The organism is Acinetobacter lwoffii, from assembly GCF_024129685.1.
Classification (GTDB): Bacteria; Pseudomonadota; Gammaproteobacteria; order Pseudomonadales; family Moraxellaceae; genus Acinetobacter; species Acinetobacter lwoffii_X.
Window position 1 is genome coordinate 1 of the sequence record NZ_JAMXXL010000030.1, and the last position, 19,386, is coordinate 19,386.

Consider the following 19,386-nt stretch of genomic DNA (forward strand, 5'->3'; position numbering starts at 1 on the left):
ACGCAATGATCGTAGTTGAGGACTTAAAAGTAGCCAATATGTCGAAGTCAGCCAAAGGCTCAATCGAAGAAAAAGGAAAGAATGTTAAAGCTAAATCAGGCTTGAACAAATCAATCCTGGATCAAGGTTGGTCAATGCTTGTTAATATGTTGGTGTACAAACAGCAATGGCGAGGTGGTTTATTCGTTAAAGTTGACCCTAGATATACAAGTCAAACTTGTAGTTCATGTGGTCATGTTGCAAAAGAAAATAGGCTTACTCAAGCAAACTTTGAGTGTGTCAGTTGTTGTTTTAGCGAGAATGCAGATATTAATGCATCTCGCAACATTTTGGCGGTGGGACACACCGTTTTGTCTGTGGAGGGTGGATGCGGTAAAGGTCACCTTGCGAAGCAGAAAGCAAGTGAAATCCGTAAGGAATTCACCTAGGAGCTTTTGCTTTTAGAATCCCCCACTTGAACATCGTGAAAGTGGGGGGAGTATGTCAAACAGCCTTTGCCGTGACTTTATTTGCCGGGCTGGCCACCGTGGTGGGTGGGGGACTGGTATTATTCTTAAAAAAACCTAATTTCCGCCTGCTGGCCTTTGCTGCCGGGGCCATGATTTATGTCTCTTTAACCGAAATTTTGAACAAATCGATCGCGTCCTTTAGCCTGGATTTTGATGAAAAAACCGGTTTTGCCTTTGGTACTTTTGCTTTTTTACTGGGTGTGGTTCTGGTGTTGTTGCTGGATCGCTTTGTGCCGAATCCACATGACACGATTGAAACCCATTCTGCCAAGGGGGTCAGTTCACCTCAATTACTGCGTACCGGCATGCTGACCCTGTTTGCGATTAGCGCACATAACCTGCCGGAAGGACTGGCGACATTTTTTGCCACGCTGGAAAGCCCTGCTTTGGGCGCGCCGTTGGCGGTGGCAATTGTGATTCATAATGTACCAGAAGGTGTGGCGATTGCCTTGCCGGTCTATATGGCCACCGGCCGTAAAGATTATGCGCTCTGGGCCAGTTTGGTTTCCGGACTGGCAGAACCATTGGGGGCAGCGCTCGGTTATTTTATTCTGGCACTGGATGAATTATTGCCGACGGCAAAACGCTATTCTGAAGGTCATGAAACAGTCTATGGGCTGGTCAGCGGCATGGCGGCATTGGCGAGCAGTCTGGTAATTTTTAAGTTTATTCAATAAACCTCATATTCACTAAATCACAAGCCATAAAAAAGGCAGCTTGCGCTGCCTTTCATTTTAAACACATGACTTATGCAATTTTTTCTATACGGCAATAGAAGAAGCCGTCGCCTTGATCCGCTTTCGGTAACAATTGACGACCGTGAATCTGTTCGATGCCCCAATCGACTTCGATTTTGATTTCTTTGGCATCGGCATGTTGAGCAAAGAATTCGACCATCTGCTGTTCGTTTTCGGCTTTCAGAATTGAACAGGTGATGTACAGCAAAGTACCACCGACTTTCAGTTGCTGCCACATATTTTCCAGAATCTGCTTTTGCAGCTGTACCGTTTGCGGAATATCTGTAGAGTGACGTAACAAGCGAATATCCGGATGACGACGGATCACACCAATTGCAGAGCATGGTGCATCCAGTACGATACAATCGACCGGCTCCGGAGCGGTCCAGGTGATCGCATCAGCCGCGATAATTTCAACGTCGGCATATTCAGTTAACAGTAAACGTTCCAGATTTTCTGCCACACGGACTAAACGTTTAGCATCCTGATCAATGGCATACAGTTTTTTCGGGCTGTATTTTTCCAAGATATGCGCAGTCTTACCCCCTGGCGCAGCGCAGGCATCTACTACGATTTTGCCTTCAAGGTCAGGAACTAAGGTCGCACACAGCTGGGCATGTTCATCCTGCACCGAGAAACCGCCGGCTTCATAGCCCGGCAGGTTCGGAATATGCACATTCTGTTCCAGTACAATCCCAACTTCAGAAAGAGTACAGGCACGTGCTTCATAGCCTTCTTCTTCCAGAATTTCCAGATATTCATCACGGCTGACCTGATTGATATTGACACGCAAGGTAAGCGGCGCAATCTGTTTCAAGTCATGTGACAGCTCGGCAAGCTGTTCCGGCCAGTCTTTCTTTAAACGCTTGTAGAGCCAGCTTGGCAGGCCATGCGCCTGATTTAAAGCCAGGTCAAATTCTTCTGTTTCACGTGAAACACGACGCAGTACCGCATTGACCAGACCGCTTAAAGGTTCAAATCCCAGCTGTTTGGCTGCAGTGACGGTTTCTGAAATCGCAGCATGTGCCGGAATACGCGTACATAGAATCTGGTACAAACCCAAATATAAGCAGCTTTCTAGAGCCTGGTTATCAAGAGGTTTGGTTAATAGCGGCAGGGTGATGGCTTTCAGGCCATGCCACTGACGTAAACAGCCTAGCGTTAACTCGTGATAAAGACCACGGTCACGTTCAGACACAATATTAATATGTTGATTGAGTACAGAAGCAAGTGATTGGCCATTTTGTACAGCCAATAGCGTTTTTACAACTTGCGCGCGCAAATTCAAATTTTTAGCTGATGATTGAATTTGGCTCATGCGAATTTATGTCCTACCGATAGTTTTTGAGTTTGATTAATTTGAACAGCATTCAGGGCTTTGCCGCCTGGCCATTGCAGATTGGTGATGCAAATAGCATGTTGATCGCCACACATCACATGCACACCGTCTTTATCCAGGGCAATCACTTCACCAGGCAGGGCATTGCTTGTCTTTTGCGTGGAAAGCGAGGAATTCCAGATGCGTAAATTGTTGCTGTCATCCAGTGGAGTAAATGCCACCGGCCATGGATTAAAAGCACGAATATTACGGTCAATGGCTGCTGCAGGCTGGGTCCAGTCAATCTGTGCTTCAGCTTTTGACAGTTTATGCGCGTAAACCGTCAGGCTTTCATCCTGGACTTCGCGAATCTCAAGATAGTGCTGTAAGGTCTGTTCCGATTCAAGCACGGCCACAATCGCCTCAGCACCTTGCAGCGCCAGTTTGTCATGCAGGCTGGCAGAAGTATCCTCGGCAGTAATCGGACATCGTGTTTTATACATCATATCACCGGTATCCAGACCGGCCGCCATTTTCATAATGGTCACGCCCGTTTCGGTATCACCGGTAGCAATGGCACGTTGAATCGGGGCTGCACCGCGCCAGCGTGGCAACAGCGAACCATGAATATTCAGGCAACCATATTTTGGCGTATCCAGAACCACTTGTGGCAGGATCAGACCATAAGCCGCCACTACCATCACATCTGCATTTAAGGCTTTAAGTTCCGCTTGCGCTGCCAGGCCTTCTTCAGTCAATGACTTGAAATGTAAAGGCTGATAAACCGGAATATTGTGTTCAAGCGCTAACTGCTTCACCGCAGATGCCGTGAGCTTTTGTCCACGTCCGGCCTTGCGGTCAGGTTGAGTATAGACCGCCACAATTTCATGTTCGGTTCTAAGCAACGCAGCCAATGCAGTCGCTGCAAATTCTGGTGTGCCTGCAAATATGATCTTCACACATGAAATTCCAAATAAACTTAAAAGCTATTATAAGCCAAAAGCCAAATTTCAGCCTAATCGTTGCAAAAACTTATCCGAGAAGCTTGGTGAGTACTTGAATTTCGGTGGAATTTTTATATAAAAAAAACTCATGCAAATTGTAAAAATTATTCATGAAAGTTTTGTATTGTCCTGATGATGATGGCGGTATAGTAGATTTCATTAAGAAATTTTTATCGTCAGATCATCCAAACCTCTCGATAGACATTTTTGCCTGCATCTACACTCAAAAGGCCATCTTGTAAATCAAGGGCTTGTAGTATGATAGGTTTAAAATTCAACTGATTTAAGCTCTTTGTCAGTATGATTTAGCCAGAGTGGATCTGCCCGATTCACTGCAAGCTCAAACTTTGTTGGAAATATAAAATGCCTGACTATCGTTCAAAAACATCGACACACGGAAGAAATATGGCTGGCGCACGCGGTTTATGGCGTGCTACCGGCATGAAAGATGAAGATTTCGGTAAGCCGATTATTGCGGTGGTGAACTCGTTCACCCAGTTTGTACCGGGTCATGTGCATCTTAAAGATCTGGGTCAGCTGGTGGCACGTCAAATTGAAGCGTCAGGCGGCGTGGCCAAAGAATTCAATACCATTGCGGTCGATGACGGCATCGCGATGGGTCATGACGGCATGCTGTATTCATTGCCTTCACGTGATCTGATTGCAGACTCGGTCGAGTACATGGTCAATGCCCATTGTGCCGATGCGATGGTGTGTATCTCGAACTGTGACAAGATCACCCCGGGTATGTTAATGGCTTCAATGCGTCTGAACATTCCGGTGGTATTTGTCTCTGGCGGTCCAATGGAAGCGGGCAAGGTCAAAATCCGTGGCAATGAAAAAGCCATTGATCTGGTTGATGCCATGATTGTTGCAGCAGATGACAGCTTCACTGATGAAGAAGTTGCTGAATATGAACGTTCAGCTTGCCCAACCTGTGGTTCATGTTCAGGCATGTTTACCGCAAACTCGATGAACTGTTTGACTGAAGCACTTGGTTTATCGCTTCCGGGCAATGGTTCAACGCTGGCAACCCATGCCAACCGTAAAAAATTATTCGAGCGTGCGGGTCAATTGATTGTTGAAATCACTAAACGTCATTATGAGCAAAATGACTACAGCTTATTGCCACGTTCAATCGCGACCAAAGCAGCGTTTGAAAATGCGATGACTTTAGACATTTCCATGGGTGGTTCAACCAATACGGTTCTACATTTGTTGGCAGCAGCACACGAGGCAGAAGTCGACTTTACCATGACTGACATCGATCGTTTGTCACGTAATGTGCCAGTTCTTTGTAAGGTTGCGCCGGCGAAGCAGGACGTGCATATGGAAGATGTACACCGTGCCGGTGGCATCATGTCGATCCTGGGTGAACTGGATCGCGCGGGCTTGCTGGATACTTCTGTTCCAACCGTGCATGAAAAAACTTTAAAAGATGCCTTGGATAAATGGGACATCATCCGTACCGAAGATGAAGAGGTGTATCAATTCTTCAAATCGGCACCGGGCGGTGTTCCGACCCAGACCGCATTCTCGCAAGACCGTTACTATGCGCGCTTAGATGGTGACCGTGACAATGGCGTGATCCGTAATGCAGCCAATGCCTTCTCACAAGATGGTGGTCTAGCGGTACTTTACGGCAACATCGCGCTAGAAGGCTGTATCGTAAAAACTGCGGGTGTGGATGATTCAATCCTGAAATTCAACGGGACTGCACGTGTGTTTGAAAGTCAGGATGCTGCAGTTGAAGCCATTCTTGGCGGCAAAATCACTGCGGGTGATGTCGTCGTGATTCGCTATGAAGGTCCACGTGGTGGCCCGGGTATGCAGGAAATGCTGTATCCAACCAGTTACTTAAAATCGAAAGGTTTGGGTAAAGACTGCGCACTTTTAACGGATGGCCGTTTCTCGGGTGGTTCGTCTGGTCTGTCGATTGGTCACGTGTCGCCTGAAGCGGCTGAAGGCGGTGCAATTGGTCTGGTGGAAGATGGCGACCGTATCGAAATTGATATTCCAAACCGTACCATTCACCTGGCAGTGGATGATGCAACCATGGCAGCGCGCCGTGAAGCACAAGAAGCCAAAGGCTGGCAGCCTGCTGAACAGCGTCCGCGTAAAGTGTCTAAAGCACTGAAAGCGTATGCGATGCATACTACTAGTGCGTCGAAAGGTGCGGTACGTGATATCTAATTTGTAATTTTACAGATTTAAATAGCACTCCAGATGGGGTGCTTTTTTTATACAAGAAACTATCTTAAAATGAAAGAGGACTCCACCCGACAGTCAGGGTGGAGGTGAATTTCGTAAGTTTTTTAATTTAGCTTTAATTCGTTTTTATGTTAAAATAAAAGAAATATAACATTGTATTTAAATAAGTTTTAAAAAAAATGAAAATCAACAAGGCGTATAAATTTAGGCTTGAGCCTAATGAAGAGCAAGAGGTTATTTTAAACAATCTTGTTGGTTCTGCGCGTTTTGTTTGGAATCAAATTTTAGTTGTGTCATTTGAAATGTTTGCAAAGAATGAATTTATCAATGCAACCAATTTGGTGAATAAAATCACCAGTCTTAAAAAGAATCCTGAATATGCTTTTTTAGCAAATCATTCTAATGCTGTTTCCCTACAGCAAAAAATTCGTGATCTGGCTTCGGCTTGGACAAGGTTTTTCAATGCAAAAGAACATGCAAGATTAAAAGAAAATAAGCGTAAACCACGCAAGCCCAAATTCCTCAAACTCACTGATGGTTCTGAAATCCAGTTACGCCCACTGATGCCTAGATTTAAGAAAAAATCAGATGGTTACGATTCAATTAGATTGGTGCAATTTGATAAATATTGTCGAATTGAGGGTAATCGAGTTAAGCTGCCAAATGGCATAGGATTTGTGAAATTTAGAAAATCACAAGATATTCTAGGCACAATTAAGAATGTGACAATCAGTAAGAGATCAGGTCATTGGTATATTTCATTTGGGAGTGAAAAAGAGTTATTGGAAAATCCAGTACATCCATCCAAAACCGCAGTTGGTGTTGATTTAGGTGTCAAGAAATTAGTCACAACATCTGAGGGTGAGGTATTTAACCCAAAGAACAGTTTTAAAACCAACCAAATTAAATTAGCTAAACTTCAACGTAAGTTGAGCAAAAAAGTGAAGTTTAGTGAAAATTGGAAAAAGTTGAACACCACAATTAACAAGCTACATTATCATATTGCCAATATTCGGCATGACTACCTACATAAAGTCACGACAACTCTCAGCAAAAACCACGCAATGATCGTAGTTGAGGACTTAAAAGTAGCCAATATGTCGAAGTCAGCAAGTGGCACAATCGAGAAAAAAGGAAAGAATGTCAAAGCCAAGTCGGGCTTAAACAAGGCAATCCTAGATCAAGGTTGGTCAATGCTTGTTGATATGTTGGAGTACAAACAACAATGGCGAGGTGGTTTACTCGTTAAGATTGACCCGAAATACACAAGTCAAACGTGTAGCTCCTGCGGTCATGTTGCAAAAGAAAATAGGCTTACTCAGGCACATTTTGAATGTGTTGCGTGTGGCTTTAGCGAGAATGCGGATATTAACGCTTCTCGTAATATTTTGGCGGTGGGACACACCGTTTTGTCTGTGGAGGGTGGATGCGGTAAAGGTTGCCCGATGAAGCAGAAAGCAAGCGAAATCCGTGAGGAAGTCACCTAAGAGCTGATGCTTTTAGAATCCCCCACTTGAATAAAGTGAAAGTGGTGGGAGTATGTCAAACAATGGCCTTAAAATAAATTGTCCAAGACCGACACTTAAAATCGGTCATCGCCCAGGAAGAGAATAATGAGTAAAGATAATATCCGCGAGCATTCTGCCCCTGTTTATGAAGGTATTGAAAATGCACCGGCGCGTTCCATGATGCGTGCTACCGGTTTTAAAGATGCCGATTTTGAACGGCCATTTATTGGCATCGCTTCGACCTGGGCCAATGTCACGCCTTGTAATATGCATATTGATGGTCTGGCCAGAACCGTAGAGCAGGGCGTGAGTGCGGCGGGTGGCAAGGGCATTATCTTTAATACCATTACCATTTCAGATGGCATTTCCAATGGCACCGACGGCATGAAATATTCCCTGCTGTCACGGGAAGTGATCGCAGATTCTATTGAAACCGTGGTCGGCTGTCAGGCTTATGATGGTGTGATTGCCATTGGTGGCTGTGACAAAAATATGCCCGGCTGCATCATGGGATTGGCGCGCCTCAACCGTCCGGGGCTGTTTATTTATGGCGGAACCATCAAACCGGGTGAAGGTCATACCGACATGATTTCAGTGTTTGAAGCGGTGGGTCAATATGCCAAAGGTGAAATCAACGCGATTCAGGTCAAGCATATTGAAGAGGTTTCCTTGCCAGGTCCGGGTTCGTGTGGCGGTATGTACACGGCCAACTCGATGGCCTCTGCGATTGAAGCTTTAGGCATGAGCCTGCCGGGCTCTTCGGCACAGGAAGCGGTATCGGAAGACAAGCAAATTGACTGTGCCCGGGCCGGTGAAGCGGTGATGAACCTGTTGCGACTGGATATTAAGCCGCGCGACATCATGACCAAAGCCGCCTTTGAAAACTCGATTAAAGTCTTGATTGCGCTGGGTGGTTCGACCAATGGTGTACTGCATCTTTTAGCCATGGCACATACAGCAGGAGTGGAATTGAGTCTGGATGATTTCGTGCGGATTGGTAAAGATATTCCGGTGGTGGCCGACGTGCGTCCATCAGGTAAATATCTGATGTCAGAACTGATTGCGATTGGTGGAATTCAACCACTGATGAAGCGCATGCTGGATGCCGGCATGCTGGATGGCTCATGTCTGACGGTCACAGGTAAGACGCTGGCAGAAAATCTGGCCGATGTGCAGGACTATCCGGAAGGCCAGCAGATTATTCTGCCTTTTGATGCGCCAGTGAAAAAAGACTCACATCTGGTGATTCTAAAAGGCAATCTGTCACCGAAGGGCGCGGTCGCCAAAATTACCGGTAAGGAAGGACTGCATTTTGCTGGCCCGGCTCGCGTGTTTGAAGGTGAGCAGGGTGCCATGCGCGGTATTCTGGATGGCGAAGTCCAGCCGGGTGAAGTGGTGGTGATTCGTGGCGTTGGTCCCAAAGGTGGCCCGGGAATGCCAGAAATGCTGAAACCGACCTCTGCGATTATCGGGAAGGGCTTAGGCGCTTCAGTTGCCCTGATTACCGATGGACGCTTCTCGGGTGGCAGTCACGGTTTTGTGATTGGTCATGTCACCCCCGAAGCTTATGATGGCGGCCCGATTGGTCTGGTACAAAATGGCGACCAGATTTCAATTAATGCGGAAACCCGGGAAATGACCTGGCATGTGGATGAGCCGGAGATTGCAGCACGTCAAGCAGCCTGGATCAAACCAAAACCGAACTATACCCATGGAGCACTGGCCAAATTCGCCAAACTGACCTCAGGTGCAGAAACCGGGGCGGTCACTGACTTGAATCTTGACCTCTAATCCATTGTTAAACATTGAACATTTGTTTATCTTAATCGGGCGTAAGACCCTCACCGACAGTCAGGTGGGGGATACAAGCGAGTGGCGATAGCCATATTAAAGATAATGTTTTCTTGGTTTTATTGCTTATTTTTGCTATAATTCAAACACTACAATTCTTTTATAAACAATGATTTAATGAAGATTTTACAACACTACAAGTTTAGGCTTCTGCCTAACCAAGAACAGGAAATATTGCTTAATCAAGCAATAGGTTCTGCTCGTTTTGTGTGGAATCAAATTCTCGCTAAATCATTTGAAATGTTTGCTAAAGATGAATATATTCGTTACGAAAGCATTGAAAAAAAATTAGTACCCCTTAAAAAAACACCTGAATTTTCTTTTCTTGGTCAAACATATTCAGCTTGCTTACAGCAAAAAATACGTGATCTTGCTCAAGCATGGGGTAAGTTTTACAACAAAAAAGAACAAGCTCGTTTAAAGCAAAACAAGCGGAAACCACGTAAACCCAATTTTTTTAAATTGGCTGATGGTGGTGAGATTGAGCTTAGACCACTCATGCCAAGATTCAAGAAGAAATTAGATGGTGAGCAATCTTTTAGACTTCCATTTGCAGATTGTGAGGTTATTGGTGATCGAGTTTCTTTGCCTAAAAAAACAGGTTGGATAAGATTTAAAAAATCACAAGAAATTGTTGGTAAAATCACAAGTATTACAATTAAGAAAATTTGTGGGCTTTGGTATGTTTCATTTTTTACTAACCGTGAAATCGAACAACCAATTCATCCATCAAAATCTACAATTGGTGTTGATCTTGGTATTAAGAAATTAATTACAATATCAACAGGTCAGGTATTTGACCCAATCAATAGTTTTAAAGCCAATCAAGTAAAGTTGGCTAGGCTTCAACGCAAGTTGAGAAAGAAAACCGAATTTAGTCAAAATTGGAAAAAACTTAATTTAAGGATCAATAAATTACATCATCATATTGCCAATATTCGGCATGACTACTTGCACAAAGTCACGACAACTCTCAGCAAAAACCACGCAATGATCGTAGTTGAGGACTTAAAAGTAGCCAATATGTCGAAGTCAGCCAAAGGCTCAATCGAAGAAAAAGGAAAGAATGTTAAAGCTAAATCAGGCTTAAACAAATCAATCCTAGATCAAGGTTGGTCAATGCTTGTCAATATGTTGGAGTATAAGCAACAATGGCGAGGTGGTTTACTCGTTAAGATTGACCCTAGATATACAAGTCAGACTTGTAGTTCATGCGGTCATGTTGCAAAAGAAAATAGACCTACTCAGGCTAAGTTTGAGTGTGTTAGTTGTGGTTTTAGCGAGAATGCAGATATTAACGCTTCTCGTAACATTTTAGCGGTGGGACATACCGTTTTGTCTGTCGAGGGAAGATGCGGTAAAGATCGCCCTGTGAAGCAGAAAGCAAGTGAAATCCGTGAGGAAGTCACCTAAGAGCTTTTGCTTTTAGAATCCCCCACTTGAGCTAGTCGAAAGTGGCGGGAGTATGTCAAGACTTGATATAAGTTTTTACACCATGCAGGGCTTTGGCTCTGCGATCTTAAAAATAGATTATTCTGTACAGATTCAATTTTTTGAACTGCACACCGTCATCTTTGTCGAGGCCGAACTCATGTCCCTGTTACGCCGTTGGTTTGATCCAATCCGATCGAGTTGGTTTTACCAGAAACCAATCCGTCAAACGGTGTTATCTATTCAAGATGGGCTGAGTATCCATTTAAGACTGGATGATGTGTACAGCTATCTGGCGGTACAGCAGCTGCCCCAGCTCGAAGAAATTTTAAGTCCGCAGCTCAAGCCGCTGAAAGTAATTATTTCCAGTTCGCATGCAGCCCCCCCAAATCAGATGTCTTTTGATGAATGGCAGCACTACACCCTAAATGATGCCAAGATTCTGTCAAAACAGCATCGTTTCAGTTTTCATGATACGCCGGAATTACCGAGCGCTGAGGCCTTAAAACAGGCTGAACTGATTTTGCGGCATACACCTCTGCGTGGACAAGATTTCCTGTATTTGCTGGAAGATGTTTTCCATATGCTCTGGCAAAAACAGACCGGAAAATTACGAACCCTTTATGCCATGGCCAGTCGTCATCATCAGCCACAGGACTTTCCCGAACGTATTTTTGATCAGACCCCGATTCTGGCCAGCTATTTTAATTTAGGCGGTCGCCAGTATCAGGCAGTCGATGACCTGTTGCGTCTGACCCGGCGTCTGGAGCAGCAAAAACTGCTGACCGGTAATCCGATTTTTATGATCGATCACATTGAATGGCGTGAGCATCTGATCAGTGATGCTGAAGAGCTGAACGAGATCCAGTCGATGGATCCGGAACTGGACTTGTATCTCGCGCTGGAAGATCCGATTTCCTGGCTGCTCCTAGCTTACATCAAGGAAGAACTGGCGGATTATTATAATATCCAGCTGAATGTTTATCCCTTGTCCTATCGTGGCCGGGATGAGTTTGACTGGAGTCTGGCCACACGTTTATCCAAACGGACTGACGTAGAATTTACCCCGTTCTGCCGACCGACCGAGCAGGCGATCGCGCCAATGGCACAGTTATTTTATAGCTGTCCCGAGGAGCAGCGGATTGAGGCGATGTACCAGATCTTGCAGGCCGTCTGGACCCGTGGTGAAGACCTGTCTTATGCACCCCATTTCAAGCATTTGCAGCAACAGTTAAATATTGTAGATCTGACCCAGGACGATATTCTGGCCAAGCTGCAGGACAATGATATGCTGTGTGAAATGAAGTCGCAGCCGAATTTTCCGGTACTGGAACTGCGCATAGATGATCAAAGTTATACATTTAATAGCTTATATCGGGTCTGGATGATTGAAAGTATTTTCAGTAATGTGTTAGAAGAAAAGTATAAGAGTAATAATCAAACTGAAAGTGAACTGAAAAAACATGGAAAAGATCAAAGCTGAATCACTAGAACATGCACGTCAACAGATCGATGCCATTGATACAGCTTTAGTTGAGCTGATCGCTGCGCGTCAATTTTATGTTGATCAAACCACCCGTTTCAAAAAAACTGAAACCGATTTGCAGTCACCAGAACGTATGGAACAGATTGTAGAAAATGTTAGGGCATTGGCGCAAAAGCAGGGCCTCGATCAGGAGTTTATTGAACATCTATACCGTGAAATGTTCCAATACTTTATTCAACGTGAACTGAAAGAGTTTCGTCCTTAAACGGGCTCATTTCAGTTCAACTACGCCGGACGATCTTCAAGCTATGCAGGAGATCTTGCTGTAGCCATGGCGATTTTTAAGCACAACATCGCCTTTTTGCAAAAATAATTTATCCATAAAAAGCCCATTCAGCCAAGTGCCTAAAGCCTTGCCTGGACGGGCTTTGCACGGTTTTATAGAAATTGTAGTAAAAAAAAGAAATTGATTTTATTAAATATTTTTACAATGTAAGTTTGATTTAATTTAAAAAGTATATATATTGTATATACATCTTTTGCAAAGCAGTCTTTATTTTGGAGAGATAAGCAATGAGCGAGCAAATCAAAAAAATAAAGACAGGCAAGAAAGATGGACAACTTTTAATTCGTATTCAGAGTACGGAGCGTGATGAATTTATTCGTCTCTGCGAAGAACTGGATACTAGTGCTGCTCGTGAATTAAGAAAATTTATTCGTGGTTTTGTGAAACAACACAAGCCTAACGAATAGCCTTACTAGGGAGTAATACCATGGCTAAGCAAGTTAAATCTTTAAAGCAAGAAATCAAAGCACGTTTGAAAAAGATTTCAAAACATAAAGGCAAATTGAAGCAACTGAAGCAAGCGCTTAAAAAACAGAAATAAGCCAACGCGAATCAATTGCCAGTCACTTAAAACAGTTCATTCTAGACAGACTGTTTTAGGCTACAAAAAAGACCGAACATATATGTTCGGTCTTTTTGCTTGCAACAGGCTGTGCCCAGGCATCGCTGAATTTTATTTTTTATCGACCAGACTGAAGAACCAGTTTAAGAACAGGGCTGCAAACGTTGCCGTACCAATACCACCCAGATTGAAGCTACCAAAAGTCAGGGCAAAATCACCCGTACCTAAAATAATTGTCACCGCAGCCACCATCAGGTTCTTGTTCTGCGAAAAATCGACCTTGTTCTCAATCCAGATTTTGGCACCAGCAATAGTAATCAAACCAAAGACTATAATCGAAGCACCGGTCAGAATCGCTGTCGGAATCGTATGAATCACCGCACCAAACTTAGGCGATAAACCCAGGAACACAGCAAAGACACCCGCGACGGCAAAGATGATAGTCGAGTAGACCCGTGTTACGGCCATCACGCCAATGTTTTCACCATAGGTGGTCATACCCGGCGCACCCACACCACCCGCTAAAGTCGTGGCAATACCATCTGCAACAAAGGCTTTACCAATATGCGGATCCAGGTTTTCACCGGTCATCGCACCTACGGCTTTAATATGGCCCAGATTTTCAGCCACCAGAATCAAGGCAATCGGCGCAATGATCAGCATGGCATTGACTTCAAAGGTCGGTGCATGGAAGGTCGGTAAACCGAACCAGGCTGCTTGCTGAATGGGAAGGAAGTTGATTGCAGTGCCATAACCCATGACATTGCTGAGCATGAAATAGATCAGATAGGCCAGTAACAGACCGACCAATAATAGCAGGCGTTGCAGCAGGCCTTTGGTAAAGACGGCAATCGAGCCCATGCACATCACGGTAACGAGAGACATCCACATATTAAAGGTGTTGCCCATGACGCTTTTAACCGTGACTGGAGCAAGGTTCAGGCCAATGATCATCACCACGGCACCGGTCACTACCGGCGGCATCAGCTTTTCGATCCAGCGGGTGCCCGTCGCCATGACCAGAAAGCCCATCAGCGCATAGAAGATGCCACATGCGATAATCCCGCCTGCTGCAACGCCAATATTCGGATTCAGTCCGCCACCACCCGCATAACCAGTTGCTGCGATGACCACACCAATAAAGGCAAAGCTTGAACCTAGATAACTTGGAACCCGGCCACCGGTGATTAAAAAGAACAGGATGGTACAGATCCCTGACATTAAAATTGCCAGGTTTGGATCAAAGCCCATTAAAAAAGGTGCCAGTACGGTTGCGCCAAACATGGCAAAGGCATGCTGTACACCCAAAACTACCGTTTGTGCGGGTGGCAAATACTCTGCGGTACCTACTGGTCGTGCATCGATACTGCCCTCATACGGGCGCCATTTGGGAAACCAACTGGACATAAAATGAGCACTCAAAAGATAAATTGTGCACATCATACTCCGGTTTTTTGGAAGTTTTAATCACTCCTTTCAACTTTTTGTTCAAGTTAATTCATTGACTTTTATTTATTTTTTATCAATTGGTAAATATTTTTAATATAAAAGTAGCGTTAAATCAGTGGATTAATCATATAGCTATGCTTAAAATTCACTCATAAAGATTTGTTATTTTAGTTATAAAAAATACGATGCAGTGAGTGGTTTTGGCCAATTCATGTACAAAAAAAGCACATCACCAGGATGTGCTTTGAATGCGAGGGCGAAAAATCAGCCGGTATTACGTAAACCGGCTGCAATGCCGGCAATGCTGACCATTAAGGCATGATCGACCGGGGTATTTTCAGCCTGCTGCTGTTCCAGATATAAACGGCGACGTTTCATCAGTTCAGCTTGCAGTAAGTGCAGTGGTAACAAATAGGGTTTACGTACTTTCATCGACTGATCCAGTACACCGTTACTGCTCAGGAGTTTCGATTCGCCTTTTAAGCTCAACAGGGTTTGTACAGCATCCTGCAAACGCTGACGCAGTTCTGTTCCCAGAACTTTAAGATCTTCATCCTGAGTCAAATGCGATTCATAATATAGCGCCACATTGGCATCGGCTTTGGACAGTACCATTTCCAGCATATCAATCAGGGTCTGAAAATACGGCCACTCTGCCAGCATCTCATCCAGTACCGTGCGTTGTCCCTGATCCAGTACCGCATTTAATGCAGCACCGGTACCGAGCCAGGCCGGTAACATCAGGCGAATCTGGGTCCAGGCAAAGACCCAGGGAATCGCTCGCAGTGATTCAATCCCACCACTGACTTTACGTTTCGCCGGCCGTGAACCCAGTGGCAGCATTTGCAGTTCAAGTTCTGGCGTGACGGTACGCAGGTATTTCACAAAATGCGGATTTTCCCGGACGGTCTGGCGATAGACCTGCACCGATAGCTCGGTCATTTGATGCATCAAGTCGCGCCATTCCTGTTTGGGTTCAGGTGGCGGGAGTAAGGTCGCTTCCAGTGTTGCAGCGGTATAAATTTCCAGATTCTGCAGGGCGATTTCTTCCAGACCGAATTTGAAACGGATCATTTCGCCCTGTTCAGTCACCCGGATCGCACCTGAAATCGACCCTGGCGGTTGAGAGAAGAGTGCCTGCTGGGTTGGCGCACCGCCACGGCTAATTGAACCGCCACGACCATGGAACAGGGTCAATTGCACGCCATGTTGCTGGGCGATCGCCGTCAATTCTTCTTGGGCACGATACTGTGCCCAGTTGGCCGACATAAAACCGGCATCCTTGGCAGAATCCGAATAACCAATCATCACTTCATGCTTGCCCTGAATATGCTGTTTGTACCAGTGCATATTGAACAGGGTCGACATGGTTGCGGCTGCACAATCTAGATCTTTCAGGGTTTCAAAGAGAGGGACAACCCGTAGCGCCTGCTTGATGCCGGCTTCTTTCTGTAGCAATAAAACCGCCAGCACATCACTTGGATATTCCGCCATCGAGATGATATAAGCACCCAGAGATTCGCTCGGTTGCTCGGCTAGCGTACGCATGGTGGCAAACACTTCCTGTACATCCGGATGTTCAATCAGGCTGCCTGCTGGCTCATTCAGATGTTTTGGCAGCAACGGACGTTTGCTTTGCAGCTCTTGCAGTAAAAAGTTTTGCCGTGCCTGTTCAGTCCAGGTTTCAAAATTCCCCAGTCCTAAATATTCGGTAATCGCAGAAATCGCCTGACGGTGACGACCCGATTCCTGGCGGATATCCAGTTTTAGCAGTTCGATCCCAAAACTGTTGACCCGGTAAATAAAGTCCAGCAGGCTGCCATTGGCAATTTCGGCCAGATTGCAGTCCATCAGTGAACGGTAGCAGGTCAGGAGCGGTTGTAAAAGTTCATCTTTACTTTTAATCACCAGACTGTCATCGGCATCATTGCCTTTTAATTTTTCTGCCAGCCAGTGACGGGTGGCTTTCAGGCGGGTACGGGTATCACGTAAATATTCACGATAAGGTTCAGGATGGGGCTGGCCCAAGGCTTCAGAAATTTCCGGACTGCATTGCTGAATGGACAGTTCCCAGCGCAGGTTTTCAATATCGCGTACATAGAGATCGGCTGCTTTCCAGCGCGACAGCCACAGTACTTCCTGAGTGACGGTGTGGGTGACATTGGGGTTGCCATCGCGGTCACCACCCATCCATGAGGCAAAACGTACGGGTGCGACATTTAAGGGCAGGTTCTGGCCACATTGCGCTTGCACCATGCCATTTAGTTCACGGATAAATTTCGGTACTGCATTCCATAAGGTTTGCTCAATGGTGGTAAAACCCCATTTGGCTTCATCGATCGGAGTCGGGCGATGCTGACGGATTTCATCGGTTTGCCAGGCGGAGCTGATCAGCTGTTTCAGATCGGCCAGAACTGCCTGACGTTCACGTGGAGTCAGTTTCTGCTGGTCAAATTTGGACAGGGCATTATTGATACCGTCATATTTTTGAATCAGGGTACGGCGGCTGACTTCTGTGGGATGCGCGGTCAGAACCAGTTCAATTTTCAGTTCACAGATTTGCTGATACAGCGTATCGGCAGAAATCTCCTGCTGTTTAAATTTTTCAAATAAAGGCACCAGAGGATTGGGCGATTCTGCAGTGTCATCAAACTCGCTCTGACGGCGACGACGTACCACATGATATTGTTCGGCAATATTGGCAAAGTTTAAAAAGTGGGTAAAGGCGCGGGTCAGCGGCAGGATTTCTGCATCTTCTAGACTCAAAAATAGTTGTTCCAGTTGTTTTTCTGCTTCGACCTGTCCATCGCGAGCGCCTTTGGATAGGGCACGGATCTGCTCGATCTGATTAAACAAATCCTGCCCGGCATGTAATTTTAAGGTTTCCCCAAGCAAATTACCCAGTAAGCGTACGTCTTCGCGTAGTGGTGCATCAATCTGTTGAATCATTTTTTATTCCCTCACATGCATGCTTTGACTATACCGCGACTGCATGACAATCCAAGTCCCTTAGAGACAAAAGTTGCAGAGCATTGGCTGCTTTTTTAGCAAATTTTAGGCCACATATGGTTATCGGTGCTCGATCCTGAGAGAAGGCTTTAGTCAGGCAGAGCATATTTCAGCATAAACAGTTCAATGGCCTCGCTAATGATCTGTTGCTGTTCTGCGCTTGAAGGGGGAGGGCTGAGACCCAGCAGGATTTTCTGATGACGGGTTCCGGTCAGCAGGGACACGATCAGCTCGGTCTGTTTTTCTGGAAGATCGACCTGAATAAAGCTGTACTGTTGGGCCAGAGCAAAGAAATCATTCCAGACTGCATCCAGTTTGCTATGCGAGGCCTCATAAAACTGTTCTGCCAGAGGACTTTGCTGCGAGGCCAGTTCCATCAGTAACAGGTCCAGCTTGATCGCTTCTGGTAAATGAATAATATTTAAAGCGCGCTGACAGGCCTGATAAAACTCCTGCGCAAAGTCACTGCTCGGCTGCAAGAGCTGAGGATGTTCATGCAGAATGGCTTCACAGGTATCCTCAATCGCACAGCTAAACAGGGTCGCCTTGTCCTGAAAATGGTTATACACCGTCAGCTTGGTCACACCTGCCTCACGTGCAATCTGGTTCATGCTGGAGGCATGATAGCCATGCGCTAAAAACAGCGCTTTGGCCACGCTGAGTATGCGCTGACGCTTTTCCAGATCCTTGGGTCGTCCTACAGGTATTTGCACAATTTCTTCCAAAAAAAGTCAACACGGTCATTGCTTTGATGATTCAGTTGTAATTAGTGTACCGGGTGGTATATTAATTAAAAAACAAGCAATTCAATATATCAGCATAGTTTGCCCTAAAAAAGATGATCAGATAAGAGCGAATAAGATGAGCAGGATTTACAGCGTATTGGCTGGCATGGTGGTGCTTTGCAGCGTGACCTTAACCGGGTGCAGCAAAGATACTGCTGCAGCAGAACAGGAAGTTCCCTTTGTCATGGTGGCCACACCCACCACTTCACAGCATGAATTAAAAAGTTATGCCGGTGATGTGCAGGCGCGCCAGCAAACGGCGCTGGCCTTTCGGGTCGCTGGACAGGTGACCCAGCGCTTCGCCGATGTGGGTGACCAGGTCAAAGTCGGGCAAGTCCTGGCAACTCTGGATGTCAAAGATGCCCAGCTGCAGCTGAATGCAGCACGTGCCCAGCTGGAAAGCGCGCAGTCTGCCACTAAGATTGCTCAGGATGAATTACAACGTTTCAAGCAGTTATTGCCATCCAATGCCGTGAGCCGCTCACAATATGACGCGATCGAAAACCAGTACAAGACCGCCCTGTCAAATCTGAAGCAGGCACAATCTAACTATGATACCGCTAAAAACCAGACTGCTTATAACCAGTTGATTGCCACCAAAAACGGCGTAATCACTGCACGTAATATTGAAACAGGACAGGTGGTCGCTGCCGGGCAGGCGGCGTATGAACTGGCGATTGCCGGTGAGCGTGAAGTGGTGATTGGGGTACCGGAACAGGCTATTTCGGAGATCAAGGTTGGACAGGCAGCCACAGTGACATTATGGTCCAAACCTGAAGAAAAATTTGCTGCTTTTGTTCGCGAGATCTCACCGGCAGCGGACCAGTCACGGACCTTCCGGGCTAAAGTTTCCTTACGTGAAGGCAATGGCCAGATCCAGCTGGGACAAAGTGCCCGGGTATTTTTTCAGCACAGCCGCGATAATATGCTCAGTGTGCCGCTATCCAGTGTCTCGGCAACGGATCAGCAGGCTTATGTCATGGTGGTCCAGCCGGATCATACCTTACGTAAAGTCCCGGTCCAGCTCGGTGCCTATGGCCGGGACAGTGTTCCTGTACTCAGTGGCCTCAAGCCGGAAGACTATGTGGTGATTGGCGGCGTACATCTGCTGCGTAACCAGCAAAAAATCAATCCGATTGATCGTGAAAACCGTCGTGTGACTATTCAGGCAGGGAGTTAA

The 19,386-nt window shown here is 45.8% G+C and carries 15 protein-coding genes; 10 read left to right on the forward strand and 5 right to left on the reverse strand.

The features are described 5' to 3' along the window. The coding region (locus NI464_RS12880; protein ID WP_253138877.1) for an RNA-guided endonuclease InsQ/TnpB family protein at positions 1-428 on the forward strand (428 nt) is incomplete at its 5' end. Positions 429-460: 32 nt separating this feature from the next. After that, on the forward strand, positions 461-1,186 hold the full coding sequence (locus NI464_RS12885) for a ZIP family metal transporter (protein ID WP_085064415.1): 726 nt from the start codon (positions 461-463) through the stop codon (positions 1,184-1,186). Positions 1,187-1,256: 70 nt separating this feature from the next. On the opposite strand, the gene rsmB is transcribed toward NI464_RS12885, so the two are convergent. Next, positions 1,257-2,564, reverse strand: coding sequence for a 16S rRNA (cytosine(967)-C(5))-methyltransferase RsmB (gene rsmB, locus NI464_RS12890; RefSeq protein WP_085064401.1), 1,308 nt, complete (start codon positions 2,562-2,564; stop codon positions 1,257-1,259). After that, positions 2,561-3,523, reverse strand: coding sequence for a methionyl-tRNA formyltransferase (gene fmt, locus NI464_RS12895; protein WP_253138881.1), 963 nt, complete (start codon positions 3,521-3,523; stop codon positions 2,561-2,563). The genes rsmB and fmt overlap by 4 nt, the downstream gene beginning before the upstream one ends. A 408-nt stretch (positions 3,524-3,931) precedes the next feature. On the opposite strand from fmt, the gene ilvD (NI464_RS12900) reads away from it, so the two are divergent. The 7 genes from ilvD (NI464_RS12900) to NI464_RS12930 all read left to right on the forward strand — a co-directional run bounded on the left by ilvD (NI464_RS12900) (position 3,932) and on the right by NI464_RS12930 (position 12,808). Then, on the forward strand, positions 3,932-5,761 hold the full coding sequence (gene ilvD / locus NI464_RS12900; protein WP_081401705.1) for a dihydroxy-acid dehydratase: 1,830 nt from the start codon (positions 3,932-3,934) through the stop codon (positions 5,759-5,761). Between the two features lie 197 nt (positions 5,762-5,958). Then, on the forward strand, positions 5,959-7,266 hold the full coding sequence (locus NI464_RS12905; protein ID WP_004647689.1) for an RNA-guided endonuclease InsQ/TnpB family protein: 1,308 nt from the start codon (positions 5,959-5,961) through the stop codon (positions 7,264-7,266). Between the two features lie 126 nt (positions 7,267-7,392). After that, a complete protein-coding gene (ilvD, locus tag NI464_RS12910; protein WP_004647688.1) occupies positions 7,393-9,078 on the forward strand; it encodes a dihydroxy-acid dehydratase in 1,686 nt (561 codons plus the stop codon). Positions 9,079-9,255: 177 nt separating this feature from the next. Continuing rightward, the gene (locus tag NI464_RS12915; RefSeq protein ID WP_004647687.1) at positions 9,256-10,551 is read left to right on the forward strand and encodes an RNA-guided endonuclease InsQ/TnpB family protein; all 1,296 of its coding nucleotides are present in this window, start codon (positions 9,256-9,258) and stop codon (positions 10,549-10,551) included. Between the two features lie 178 nt (positions 10,552-10,729). Then, positions 10,730-12,052 (forward strand): hypothetical protein, encoded by a 1,323-nt coding sequence (locus NI464_RS12920; RefSeq protein WP_026055738.1) that lies wholly within the window; start codon positions 10,730-10,732, stop codon positions 12,050-12,052. Beyond that, positions 12,033-12,320, forward strand: coding sequence for a chorismate mutase (locus NI464_RS12925; RefSeq protein WP_004647685.1), 288 nt, complete (start codon positions 12,033-12,035; stop codon positions 12,318-12,320). Before NI464_RS12920 ends, NI464_RS12925 begins: the two co-directional genes overlap by 20 nt. A 308-nt stretch (positions 12,321-12,628) precedes the next feature. Further along, positions 12,629-12,808, forward strand: a complete 180-nt coding sequence (locus NI464_RS12930) for a hypothetical protein (RefSeq protein WP_004280844.1) — start codon at positions 12,629-12,631, stop codon at positions 12,806-12,808. 266 nt (positions 12,809-13,074) lie between these two features. On the opposite strand, the gene NI464_RS12935 is transcribed toward NI464_RS12930, so the two are convergent. The 3 genes from NI464_RS12935 to NI464_RS12945 all read right to left on the reverse strand — a co-directional run bounded on the left by NI464_RS12935 (position 13,075) and on the right by NI464_RS12945 (position 18,134). After that, entirely contained in the window at positions 13,075-14,370 is a 1,296-nt protein-coding gene (locus tag NI464_RS12935; protein ID WP_034435662.1) for a solute carrier family 23 protein, read from the reverse strand. A 306-nt stretch (positions 14,371-14,676) separates the two neighbouring features. Then, on the reverse strand, positions 14,677-17,361 hold the full coding sequence (gene ppc, locus NI464_RS12940) for a phosphoenolpyruvate carboxylase (RefSeq protein WP_174894034.1): 2,685 nt from the start codon (positions 17,359-17,361) through the stop codon (positions 14,677-14,679). Between the two features lie 149 nt (positions 17,362-17,510). Then, entirely contained in the window at positions 17,511-18,134 is a 624-nt protein-coding gene (locus NI464_RS12945; protein WP_004728919.1) for a TetR/AcrR family transcriptional regulator, read from the reverse strand. A 148-nt stretch (positions 18,135-18,282) separates the two neighbouring features. On the opposite strand from NI464_RS12945, the gene NI464_RS12950 reads away from it, so the two are divergent. Then, complete coding sequence (locus NI464_RS12950) at positions 18,283-19,386, forward strand: efflux RND transporter periplasmic adaptor subunit (protein ID WP_153566272.1); 1,104 nt, start codon at positions 18,283-18,285, stop codon at positions 19,384-19,386.